This is a genomic window from Sphingomonas sp. OK281, assembly GCF_900115295.1.
Taxonomy (GTDB): Bacteria; Pseudomonadota; Alphaproteobacteria; order Sphingomonadales; family Sphingomonadaceae; genus Sphingomonas.
On the sequence record NZ_FOVZ01000005.1, the window covers coordinates 342478 to 354236 of the forward strand.

At 66.2% G+C, this 11759-nt stretch carries 12 protein-coding genes; 3 read left to right on the forward strand and 9 right to left on the reverse strand.

All coding sequences use genetic code 11. The features are described 5' to 3' along the window. The first annotated feature begins 186 nt into the window (after positions 1 to 186). Entirely contained in the window at positions 187 to 363 is a 177-nt protein-coding gene (locus tag BM244_RS23225; RefSeq protein WP_175518286.1) for a hypothetical protein, read from the forward strand. Between the two features lie 21 nt (positions 364 to 384). Here BM244_RS23225 and BM244_RS18235 read toward each other — a convergent pair whose 3' ends face one another. Together BM244_RS18235 and BM244_RS22765 are read right to left on the reverse strand one after the other, a co-directional pair. After that, positions 385 to 1461 (reverse strand): lactonase family protein, encoded by a 1077-nt coding sequence (locus BM244_RS18235; protein WP_093400321.1) that lies wholly within the window; start codon positions 1459 to 1461, stop codon positions 385 to 387. A gap of 47 nt (positions 1462 to 1508) precedes the next feature. Further along, entirely contained in the window at positions 1509 to 1745 is a 237-nt protein-coding gene (locus tag BM244_RS22765; protein ID WP_139226968.1) for a hypothetical protein, read from the reverse strand. 29 nt (positions 1746 to 1774) lie between these two features. On the opposite strand from BM244_RS22765, the gene BM244_RS18240 reads away from it, so the two are divergent. Next, complete coding sequence (locus tag BM244_RS18240) at positions 1775 to 2032, forward strand: hypothetical protein (RefSeq protein WP_093400322.1); 258 nt, start codon at positions 1775 to 1777, stop codon at positions 2030 to 2032. Positions 2033 to 2039: 7 nt separating this feature from the next. Here the strand turns inward: BM244_RS18240 and BM244_RS18245 are convergent, their stop codons facing one another. From BM244_RS18245 to BM244_RS18275, 7 genes are all read right to left on the reverse strand, one after another. Further along, positions 2040 to 2309, reverse strand: coding sequence for a hypothetical protein (locus BM244_RS18245; protein ID WP_139226969.1), 270 nt, complete (start codon positions 2307 to 2309; stop codon positions 2040 to 2042). 83 nt (positions 2310 to 2392) lie between these two features. Continuing rightward, positions 2393 to 3802 (reverse strand): efflux transporter outer membrane subunit, encoded by a 1410-nt coding sequence (locus BM244_RS18250; protein ID WP_093400409.1) that lies wholly within the window; start codon positions 3800 to 3802, stop codon positions 2393 to 2395. Positions 3803 to 3812: 10 nt separating this feature from the next. Beyond that, positions 3813 to 6992: an efflux RND transporter permease subunit gene (locus BM244_RS18255; RefSeq protein ID WP_093400324.1), complete on the reverse strand. Its 3180-nt coding sequence runs from the start codon at positions 6990 to 6992 to the stop codon at positions 3813 to 3815. Between the two features lie 136 nt (positions 6993 to 7128). Continuing rightward, positions 7129 to 8307 carry an efflux RND transporter periplasmic adaptor subunit gene (locus BM244_RS18260; RefSeq protein WP_093400410.1) on the reverse strand — a complete coding sequence of 393 codons (1179 nt, stop codon included), beginning with the start codon at positions 8305 to 8307 and terminating at the stop codon, positions 7129 to 7131. A 95-nt stretch (positions 8308 to 8402) separates the two neighbouring features. Next, positions 8403 to 8801: a hypothetical protein gene (locus BM244_RS18265; protein WP_093400325.1), complete on the reverse strand. Its 399-nt coding sequence runs from the start codon at positions 8799 to 8801 to the stop codon at positions 8403 to 8405. A gap of 315 nt (positions 8802 to 9116) precedes the next feature. Continuing rightward, positions 9117 to 9731: a TetR/AcrR family transcriptional regulator gene (locus tag BM244_RS18270; protein ID WP_093400326.1), complete on the reverse strand. Its 615-nt coding sequence runs from the start codon at positions 9729 to 9731 to the stop codon at positions 9117 to 9119. A gap of 64 nt (positions 9732 to 9795) precedes the next feature. Beyond that, positions 9796 to 11097: a UDP-glucose dehydrogenase family protein gene (locus BM244_RS18275; protein ID WP_093400327.1), complete on the reverse strand. Its 1302-nt coding sequence runs from the start codon at positions 11095 to 11097 to the stop codon at positions 9796 to 9798. Positions 11098 to 11228: 131 nt separating this feature from the next. Here BM244_RS18275 and BM244_RS18280 point away from each other — a divergent pair, with 131 nt between their 5' ends. Then, positions 11229 to 11675 carry a phasin family protein gene (locus tag BM244_RS18280; RefSeq protein ID WP_093400328.1) on the forward strand — a complete coding sequence of 149 codons (447 nt, stop codon included), beginning with the start codon at positions 11229 to 11231 and terminating at the stop codon, positions 11673 to 11675. Positions 11676 to 11759: the final 84 nt, after the last annotated feature.

An 11759-nucleotide genomic window follows, 5' to 3' on the forward strand; every position in this document is an offset into this window, starting at 1 on the left:
TTGATAGGCCATCGAAACACTATCGAAACCAATAGACCCCTAACGGTGGCTTCACCAAATACGAACAGCCTGTGGGGGGCCAGATACATGATCATCAAGAACACCGCTTTGCGGATCGTAGCGACATGCCTGCTGACGAGCGCGACTCCGTTATGGGCCGCGCCATCGTCCACATGTGTGCAGTCCGTGAGCAAGCCGCGCCTGATCTGCGACGAAGGTTCGTGCATTCGCGTCTCGGTCAACGACCTGTGCGACGCCGTGCGCGCTTCCTATCCCGCCAAGCGCCGGGTCGTGAAGCCGATGCGAAGCGAGGTCGACCCGGTTCGTAACGAACTGACCTTGCTGATCGCCAGCGTCAGCTGAAGCATAGGGGCGTGGCGGCTGTCAGCCGATCAGCGCGAACGCCGCGCCTGGTACGGTGATGGCGTTGCCGGTCGATGCGAGTGTTCCATCGGCCAATATGTCGAGCATCGTGACGCGGTGATCGCGCTCGTGCACGACCATCATGCGGGCCTCTTCTTCCAATATCATGAAGAACCTGGGCGACACGCCGCCGCTGGTAATATGCTGGATCGGTGTCGCATCGCCGCGTGCATCGAGGGCAAAGACGGCAATGCTGTCATGGCCGCGGTTGGAGACGTATAGACGGTCTCCAGCCGCGTTTGCGCCGATATGCGCGAGGATACTGTGGCCACTCCATCCGGCGGGGATCGTCGGCAACGTTGCGCGTTCTCGAAGTTCGACCGACCCATTACCGGTACCGTCGATGTCTAGCGTGACCAGCGTGCTGTCCAGTTCGCAGACGAGATACGCCAACCCGGGCTGGCTGTCGTGAAACAGCATGTGCCGCGGTCCCGAGCCCGGTGCAGCGCGAAACGCGGTTTGGACCGAACCGATGGTCCCGCTTTGCGCATCGAATGCAAACGCGAGCACGGCGTCCGTGCCCAGGTCCGTTGCATACAAGGTTCGGTTGTCCGGACTGAAGCCGACCCAATGTGCGTGCGGCGATTCCTGCCGATCCGGATCTGGGCCGCGCCCGTCGTTGACGTACACCATCGGTGGTATGATCGGCATGCCGCTATTCTGGTCGAGACGGTACACCGCGATGCCACCGTTGCCATAGTTGGCGACCGCGATACACGACTGGGTGGCATCGATCGCGACATGACAGGGCGCGGCGCCCTCGGTGGCCACGCTGCCGAGCCGATGCCAGCCGGAACTCGTCCGCCGATGGACGCCGAGCCTGCCGATATCCTGCTCGTCCGCCAGATAGTGGAGGTCGAATCGTGATGCATGGACGCCGAACGAGGCGTTGCTCGCGTCGCGATACGGCGGGCCGACCGCGAGCGAACCAGTCGTGCCGGTCAGGGGATACAGGCCGCCGCCGCCCTCACCGGCATAGGTGCCGATCCACGGGGACGGCGTGACGGAGAGGGCAGGTTCGATGTCGCGGTCGAGCATGGCAATGCTCCTACGGCGTGACGATGCATCGCCAAAGCCGAAACGGCTTATCGCTTCAGCGCGGCGATCAGCTGCTCGCGGTAGAGTTGTGCGAGGTCTTCGTGCATCCGTGCGATTGGTACGTTCTGCGCGAGCCGAGCCAGAACCGATTGATCGTCCATCCTGCGTTCGAGCACTGAGGGGTGCGGTAGATAATCCATCATCGTTCGGCTGCGCCCGGCATGTTGCCGGCAAATTTCAGACGAGCCGTCGTCCCATAAAGATACCCGTTCGATGGCTGGCATTGCGGCCGGCATTGTCCTACCGACGCGCGATGGGCGATCTGGATAGACTGGTTCCTTCGGGGATTATCGAGCAATGGGTCTATCACCTGAGGCGACAACGATCGCGCGCGAGCGATGCGATCTGGTTGATCGATCAGGGGTTTACTCTGCACGACGGGCAGGACGGCATTCCACAGCAGGACGCGACTGCACGCTGGCGCGCCGAACAGGAAACAGTCGTCGAAGAGGTCACCGCGCTGTTGGCGTTGTACGACAAGATCAATCTCGGCAAAGCGGATATGGAATAGGGCCGGCCTAAACGCCGTAGCTTTTGCGCATCAACCAACCGGTATGCTGCAGCGACGAACTCTGCGGCGACTCCGCACCCGCCATGCCGGCGGCGAGTTCGGCAGAGGCTGCGAGTTGAAGATGCCGCTCGCTGAGCACGCGATGCGCCGTGCGTGCAGTCTCAGACCGCGATCGACGCGCAAGCCCCTGTTCCTGCGCAGCACGCTCCTGGTGATACTGGACCTGTGCATGCCACGCCTGCGCGCACTTGGTTTCGGCTAGGCTCGGGTCGGTCATGATGAACTCCAACATCGCGACCGACTTGATCCTGTTTAGGTTCCGGCATGTTTCAAATGTAGGTTAATGCGGCAATCCGGTTATCAGACGGGCTTGGATGCAGTTTGCCAGCCACCGCCCAGCGCGCGGAACAGGTCGACTTGCGCCCCGGCGATCCGCGCGTCGGCGGCGGCGAGATCCGTGTCCGTATCGGCCAACGTACGCTCGGCGTCGAGGACGTCGAGGAAGTCGATCTGGCCTTCGCGCTGGCGGGCGCGGGTGATGCGGGCGGCGGTGGCGGCGTTGTCGTGCGCGGACTGTAGCTGCGTCCGGCGATCGAGTTCGCGGGCGTAGTTCGACAGCGCGGTCTCGGTTTCCTCGAGTGCGGTGAGGACGCTGCCGTCGAAATTGGCGAGTGCGCCACGCGAGTCCGCCTCGGCGCCGGCGATGCGCGCGCGAGCCGCCGACTGGTTGAGCGACCAGTTTAGGAGGGGCCCGAGCAGCCAGCGGATCGGGCCGCCGGTGAAGATGTCGCCGACGCTGAGTGCGGTCGAGCCGATCGAGCCACCAAGCGAGATCTGTGGATAGAGTTGCGAGGTCTGCACGCCGATCCGCGCGGTCGCCGCCGCAAGCCGGCGTTCGGCGGCGTGGACGTCGGGGCGGCGTGCTAGCAACGCCGCACCGTCACCGATCGGGATCGGCTGATCGAGGCGCGGCGTGGTGGTGCGCGCGCCGGCGGTTGCGGGCAGGTCCTGCGGCGTGCGGCCGGTGAGCGTGGCGAGGCGGAACAGCGCGGCTTGGCGCTCGGCCTCGATCTGCGGAATGTTGGCGGCGCGCTGGTCGCGCAGGGCGGCGATCCGGACCTGATCGAGGCGGGCTGCACGACCGGCGTCGACGCGCTTGCCGGTCAGCGTGTTCGACTTGTCGAGCAGGTCGACGATCCGCCGCGCGACCGCGAGGCGTTCGGCGGACGAGGCTGCGTCGACATAGGCGCGCGTGGTGGCGGCAACGATCGAGACACGGACGGCGTCCGCATCGGCCTGCGCGGCGCCGACGTCACCGCGGGCTGCCTCGACGTTGCGGCGGACTCGGCCGGCGAGATCGACCTCGTAGCTGACGTCGAGGCCTACGTCGTAGGTGGCGCGCTCACGATCGAGACCGGGCAGGTTCTGGAGTTGCGAGGTGCGGGCGTAGTTGCTGCTCGCGCCCGCGTTCACCTGTGGCTCGCGGTCGGTCTTCGCGCCGCGCAACGATGCGCGGGCGCTGTCGAGCCGGGCGACTGCCACGCGGAGGTCGGTGTTCGCCGCGAGCGCATCCGCGACGAGCCCGTCGAGGACCGGGTCGCGGTACATCCGCCACCAGTCGTTGTCGGGCGCGGTAGTGACGGTGGCTGCATTCGCGGTGACGAACGATGCGGCCGCCTTGGGTGGGGTGATCGGCGCGACGTAGTCGGGGCCGGCGGCGCAGGCGGCGAGCGTCAGCGCCGACAGGCTCGCGAGGAGGGCGGACTTCATGATGCTGGTCCTATTCGGCTGGCTGAAGCGTCGGGGCGGCAGCGGTTGGCTTGCGGCGTTCGAACCGCAGCGCCAGCGCCCGTGCGACGACATAGAAGGTGGGGGTGAAGAGCAGACCGAACCCGGTCACGCCGATCATCCCGAAGAACACCGCGGTCCCGAGCGCCTGGCGGAGTTCCGCACCCGCACCGGTCGCGATCACCAGCGGCACCGCGCCGAGGATGAACGCGAAGCTGGTCATCAGGATCGGCCGCAACCGGTCCTTCGCCGCGCGCACCGCCGCCTCGACGGGAGTGAGGCCGTCCTGTTCCTCGGCCTGCTTGGCGAACTCGACCACGAGGATCGCGTTCTTCGCGGCGAGCGCAATCAGCACGACCAGGCCGATCTGCGTCAGGACGTTGTTGTCCATACCTCGCAGGTTCACGCCGGTCATCGCCGCGAGCAGACACATCGGCACGATCAGGATGATCGCGAGCGGCAACGTCAGGCTCTCATATTGCGCGGCGAGCACGAGGAAGACGAACACCACCGCCATGCCGAAGACGAGCGCGGCGGTGCTGCCGGCGGCCTTCTGCTGATAGGCGATGCCGGTCCATTCATGCGCGTAGCCTGCCGGGAGCGACGCATCGGCGAGCTTCTCCATCGCGACCAGCGACTGGCCCGAGGAATAGCCCTTGGCGGTGTCGCCATCGACCTCGACCGCGGGGAACAGGTTGTAGCGGACCACGCGGTACGGGCCGGTCTTGTCCTTGAACGTCGAGACCGAGCCGACCGGGACCATCTGGCCCGAATTGGAGCGAGTCTTGAGGTTGGCGATGTCCGCGGTGGTGTTGCGGAACGGTGCGTCGGCCTGCGCGGTGACGCGGTAGGTGCGGCCCAACAGGTTGAAGTCGTTGACGAACGCCGAGCCGAGATAGACCTGCAACGCCTCGAACACGCGCTCGGGTGGGACGCCCAAGAGGTTGGCCTTGGCGCGGTCGACATCGGCGAAGATGCGCGGGGTGGCGGTGTCGAAGAACGTGTAGATCTGGGCGAGACCCTTGGTCTGGTTCGCTTGGCCGATCAGCGCGTAGCTCGTCTTGCCGAGGTCGGCGTAACCGTGGCCGCCCTGGTCCTGCACCATCAGGCGATAGCCGCCGGCCGAGCCGATGCCCTGGATGAGCGGCGGCGGGACGATCAGCAGGCGCGCTTCGGTGATGTCGCCGGTCGCCTTCTGCGATTCCGCCATGATGCTCGCGAGCGTGACGCCGAGCTTCTTGCGTTCCTCGAAGCTCTTCAGCGGGATGTAGGCGGCGGCCGAGTTGGGGGCGAGCGTCTGCGACGGACCGTCGAAGCCCGCGAGCATGACCGCTCCCTTGACGCCGGCGAGCGGCAGGATGCGTTTCGCGACCTTCTGCATGACCGCGTCGGTGCGCTCGACTGACGAGCCGGGCGGAAGCTGGATGACGGTCAGGAAATAGCCCTGGTCCTGCGCAGGCACGAAGCCCGACGGGGTGATCGTGAACACGCCGACCGTGACCGCGATCAACGCGGCATAGGCGATCATCATCCGGCGCGGCGCGGTGACTAGGCGGGCGGTGAGGCGGGCATAGCTGTCGCTCATCCGCTCGAACCCGCGGTTGAAGGCGTCGCCGGCGCGTCGCACGGTGCGGGTCACGCGGTTGCCGGAATCGGCGGGGGCGGTCGGCTTGAGCAGCATCGCGGCGAGTGCCGGCGACAGTGTCAGCGAGATCAGCAGCGAGATGATCGTCGCGGTCGAGATGGTCACCGCGAACTGGCGGTAGAACGCGCCCGAGAGGCCGGTGAGGAACACGGTCGGGATAAACACCGCGCACAGCACGAGCACGATCGCGACGAGCGCGCCCGACACTTCGTCCATCGATGTGCGCGCCGCCTCCAACGGGGAGAGCCCGTGCTCGAGGTTGCGCTCGACATTCTCGACCACGACGATCGCATCATCGACGACGATGCCGATCGCGAGGACTAGGCCGAACAGCGACAGGTTGTTGAGGCTGTACCCGGCGGCGGCCAGCACCGCGAAGGTACCGATCAGCGAGACCGGGATCGCCACGATCGGGATGATCGCCGCGCGCCACTTCTGCAGGAAGACGAGGATGACGAGCACGACGAGGACCATCGCCTCGAAGAGCGTGTGCTTCACCGCGTCGATCGACTGCGCAATGAACTCGGTCGGGTTGTAGATGACCTTGTATTCGAGACCCTTGGGGAAGCGCTTCGACATGCTCTCCATCTCGGCGGTGACGGCCTGTGCCGCGCCGAGTGCGTTCGAGCCGGGACGCTGGAAGACCGCGGCGATGACCGTCGGCTTGCCGCTGAGATAGGTGTTGGCGCCGTAATCCTGCGCGCCGAGTTCGACGCGGGCGACGTCCGAGACGCGGACCTGACGGCCTTGCGCGTCGGTGCGGATGACGACGTCGGCGAACTGCTTGGGATCGGTCAGGCGGCCCTGCGTCTCGACGTTGAGCTGAAACGCGCTGTTGCCCTTGTCATAGGGCGGCTGGCCGAGCGTACCGGCGGCGACCTGGACGTTCTGCGCGCGCAATGCCGCGACGATCTCGCCGGCGGTGAGGTCTAGCGCGGCGGCGCGGCCGGGGTCGATCCAGATGCGCATCGAGTAATCGCGTGCACCGAACAGCTGCACGTCGCCGACGCCGTCGATACGGCTGAGGCGATCGCGGACCTGGGTCAGCGCGTAGTTAGAGATGTAGCCGCGATCGAGCGAGTTGTCGGGCGAGACGAGGTTCACCACCATCAGGAAGTCGGGCGACGTCTTGCGCGTCACCACGCCAAGACGCTGGACGTCTTCGGGTAGGCGCGGGACGGCGACCGCGACGCGGTTCTGGACGAGCACCTGGGCTGCGTCGAGATTGGTGCCGATCTTGAAGGTGACGGTGATCGTGACCTTGCCGTCGCCGGTGGATTGCGACGACTGGTACAGCATGTTGTCGACGCCGTTGATCTCCTGCTCGATCGGCGCAGCGACAGTTTCGGCGACCGTCTCGGCGGACGCGCCGGGATAGGTCGCGCTGACGGTGACGGTGGGGGGGACGATGTCGGGATATTGCGACACCGGCAGCGTCATGTAGGCGATCGCACCGACGATCGTGATGATCACCGCGATCACGCCCGCGAAGATCGGCCGGGTGATGAAGAAGCGCGAGAAGCGCATGGGAATTTCCTCGGTAGAGGGGCGCGGGCACACACCAACGCCACCCCGGCGGAGGCCGGGGCCCAATTGGGCGAACCGCAGTGATTAAGTCGAAACGCTAACCCAATTGGGCCCCGGCCTTCGCCGGGGTGGACGCCTATCTCGCGAGCGTGGCCTCACCCGAGATGGGCTGGACCGAGGCGGGCGCACTCGTACCCGAGGCGACCACGATCCGGCCAACCTTCGGCGCAACCGTGGCACCCGGCATCGCCATCTGAGTCCCCTGGATGATGATCCGGTCGTTCGGCCCGATCCCCGAGCGCACGATGCGGAGGCCATCGACCACGGGCCCAAGCTCGACCGGCTTCTGGCTCACGACGTTCTTCGCATCGATCGTCAGCAGGACCTTCCGCGCCTGATCGGTCTGCACCGCATCGTCGGGCACCAGCAGGGCCTGCCGCGTCCCCGCACTCGCGAGGCGCATGTTGCCGAACATCCCTGGCGTCAGGAAATACCCCGGGTTGGCGAGGACCGCGCGGCCGCGGATCGTGCCCGAGCGCTGGTCGAGGCCGTTGTCGGTGAAGTCGAGCTTGCCCTTCCAGCGATGCTCGGTCTCGTCCTGCAACTGGATCTCGACCGCCGCCGGCGTCGCGCCGGGCTGCCGTGCGCGCTGCGTCTTGAGGTACAGCGCCTCGGAGCCGTCGAACGTGAAGTAGATAGGATCCAGCGCGTTGATCGTCGTCAGCACCGTGCCGCCGGTACCTTCGCCGCCCGCGACCTGATTACCCGCATCGACGCGGCGATCGGAAATGCGACCGCCGATCGGTGCGCGAACCTGCGTGAAGCCGACATCGAGCGCACGGGCACGTTCGCGAGCCTGTGCCGCGGCGAGTGCGGCCTGGGCTGCTTCCAGCTTGCCACGCAACGCGTCGACTTCGCCTGCCGAAACCGCTTCATCGGCGACCAATCGCTGGGCGCGACCAAGGTCGGTGCGAGCCAGCGACAAGGCGCTCTTTGCGCTGGCGACGTTGGCGTGTGCCTCAGCCAGAGCTGCGGCAAACGGGCGGGAGTCGATCGTGAAGAGCAGCTGCCCCTTGCTGACGATTTCTCCGTCGCGGAAATGGATACCGGTGACTTCGCCGGCAACGCGCGGACGGATCTCAACCGTCCGGCTCGGTGCGAAGCGGCCGACATAATCGTCCCATTCGCTGACCTGCCGCACCAGCGGCGACGCGACCGTGACGGAGGCGGGCGGGGGGGCTGCCATCGCCGCGTCGGGATGGTCGAACATCTTCACGCCGACCGCACCGAGCAGCGCGATCGGCACGAGCACCATCGCGCCGCGCTGCCATGCCGGTCGTCGGTGACGGTCCGCGGGCGGCGACGACGCGACATTGGCGTCGTTCGCGGCCGTGATCGTGGTAAGTTGGTTCACGCTGCGATGCTCCGCTTCTGCTGGATGCCGACGCGCATGCCGGTCACGCTCTCGACGAGCGTTTCGATCTGTGCCTCGGCAAAGCCGGCGGCGAGGAAGCCCTGGATCTCAGCCATCGGCAGCGCGAAACCACGCCGCCAGGCGTACACGGCCATCCGCCGCAACGCCTCCAGCCGGGGATCGGCGAGCCGCGACGCGGTGCTCAGCCCGAACAGGCTGCCCATCGCGCGTGACATGCGGCTCGGGCCGGACAGGCTGCGCAACGTGTCGCGCTTGGCGAGCGCGATGACGCTCCATTCCAATGCCGAGAAGCCGGTCGGGGCAGGGGCTGCCACGGCCTGCGTGCGGCTGGTGACGGGCGAAGCGAACATGTTGTCGAGGTCGAGATAAGCCATGGGATTGTCCCCCTTTTGATCTTGGGCAAGCGCTGGCCTTCGTCGGTGGACGGTCCACCGACGTCAGCTGGTCGCAAGGCGTGCGCGGTCGTTGTCGGCACATCCCCGTGCCGCGCTTGCCCGCATGGAATTTTCGAAAATCAGGCCGAAGCCGTCTTAGGTTTGAACCGTGGTCATGGGTTGGTGTCCCCGGCTGCTCCATCCGAAGTAGGAGAGAGCTTCGATACCAGTCGGTATATAAACCTGACGTTCATCTAGTCAACAAGACTTTTGTACCGGCCGGTATTTTTTCCCGCGGCGCGGTAGAAACCGTGTCTATTTGGTTGGCCACATCAGCATGCTGGTCTCGACGAGCTGCTGGAGCTCGGTGCAGCTCGCCCCCGAACCGGCCTGGATCGACAGCCCCTGCATGATCGCGAAGAGGTACCGCATCAGCGCATGCGACTCGAGACCTTCGGGGAACTCGCCCGCAGCCTTGGCTTCGTCGAACCGCTTCATCAGCGCGGCTTCGGACGACGCGCGGCGCTTGGCGACCTCGGCCTTGATCGGCTCGGCTTCGGCGCTGCACGCGACGCTGCTGATGACGCTGAGACACCCCTTGGGGTCGCAGGTGCTCATCTGCATCTGAAGCGCACCGCGGAGCAGGTTTTCCGCTACGGCACGCGCGGTCGGCGCGTCGAGCGCTGACGTCATATAGGCGAGCTTCTCGCGCTCGTAGAGGTCGAGCGCCTTGTGGAACAGCGCCTCCTTGTTGCCGAACGCGGCGTACAGGCTGGGCTTGGTGATCTTCATCTCGGCGGTCAGTTCCGCCATCGATGCACCCTCGTAACCATTCCGCCAGAACACGCGCAACGCACCCGCCAGCGCTTCGTCGAGATTGAACTCGCGGGGGCGGCCCTTGGGGGCGGTGAGCGTGCAAAGCCTATTCATACCGTTCGGTATATAGTGAGGGCGCGCAAAAGGTCCAGTGACTGGAATATGTTGCCGGGGGTGCTCACCGACCGACCGCGGTGTAGGCGAACCCAGCCTGTTCGACGTCCGCGCGCTGATAGACGTTGCGCAGGTCGACCATGACCGGCCCGGTCATCACGCGCTTCAGCCGCGCGAGGTCGAGTGCGCGATACGCATCCCATTCGGTCACGATCACGACCGCGTCGGCACCCTCGGCCGCGTCATAGGCGTCCGTGCAGTAGACGAGGTCGGGCATCATCGCCTTGGCCGGTGCCATGCCCTCGGGGTCGTGCGCGCGGACCGTCACCCCGGCGTCGGCGAGTGCGGTCGCGATCGCGAGGCTGGGGGCGTCGCGCATGTCGTCGGTGTTCGGCTTGAACGTCAGCCCGAGCAGCGCGACCGTCTTGCCGCGGGGGGTGTCGCCGAGTGCGTGCAGGACTTTCCGGCCCATTGCGCGCTTGCGGCTGTCGTTCACCTTCACGACGGCTTCGACGATATGGACCGGCGTGTCGTAATCCTCTGCCGTCTTCAGCAGCGCCAATGTGTCCTTGGGGAAGCACGAGCCGCCATAGCCCGGCCCGGCGTGAAGGAACTTCTTGCCGATCCGGTTGTCGAGCCCGATCCCCCGCGACACGTCCTGCACGTCGGCGCCGACTGCCTCGCACAGGTCCGCGATCTCGTTGATGAAGGTGATCTTGGTCGCGAGGAACGCGTTCGCCGCGTATTTGATCAGCTCCGACGTGCGACGGCTGGTAAACAGGATCGGCGATTCGTTGAGGTAGAGCGGACGATACACGTCGCGCATCACCTGCTTGGCACGCTCGTCCTCGGTACCGATGACGATGCGGTCGGGGCGCTTGAAGTCGCCGATCGCGGCGCCTTCGCGGAGGAATTCGGGGTTCGAGACGACCGCCACGTCGACGTCCGCACGCTTCTCGCGGAAGATCGCCTCGACTCGGTCGCCGGTGCCGACGGGGACGGTCGACTTGGTCACGACCACGGTCGGGCCGGTGACCGCCGCGGCGATCTCTTCGGTCGCGGCGAACACGTAGCTGAGGTCGGCATGGCCATCGCCGCGCCGCGACGGCGTACCGACCGCGATGAAGATCGCGTCGGCGCCCGCGACCGCGCTGGCGAGATTAGTGGTGAAAGTCAGCCGGCCCGCGGCGACGTTCGACGCGACGAGCTGGTCGAGGCCGGGTTCGAAGATCGGCATGCGACCGGAGAGCAGCGCGTCGATCTTCGACTGGTCCTTGTCGACGCAGATCACGTCATGGCCGAAATCCGAAAAGCAGGCGCCGGACACCAGGCCGACATAGCCAGAACCGATCATCGTGATGCGCATGGACGTTCCCCGTAAAAGCCGCGCGACCTATCGTGAGTAATGCGCGCGCGTGCAAGCTGGCGGGCGCAACCAAAGCCGATCATACCGGTTGAAACTTCGACCAACCGATGGCGCAACACAGGAGCGAGACGATGGCGGACGACTTCAAGCAGGCAGTCGATGATGGCGCGAACGCAAGCAAGGCGGCGACCGACCGCGCGGCGGATGCCGCCAAAGGCGCAGCAGACACGATGCGCGAGAATGCCGATAAGGCGCGCGGTGCATTCTCGGAGAAGATCGTCGATCCGGCGCGGCGCGCAGGCGAGGCGATGAAGGAGTCCGGCGGCAAGATCGCGGAGGGCGGCGCGACGATTGGCAAGGCGATGATCGATCAGGCCGAGCAGAACGCGCGCGAGGCCTTCGCGGCGATGCGCGAGGCGGCAAGCGCCAGCGACCTGACGCAGGTGATGAAGATCCAGGGCGACTATCTGCGCGAGCAGAGCCAGCGGAGCATGAGCCAGGCGCGCGAGATCGGCGAGCTGATCATGAAGTTCGGCAAGGACGCGGTCGCGCCGTTGCAGGGCGGCGGGACCAAATAGGCGGTCTGGCCGATACGCCGCTCCCCGTTTCGCGGTGGAGCGGCGTACGGACGAGCAAGAACGCCGCCGCTCCAACGGGATGAC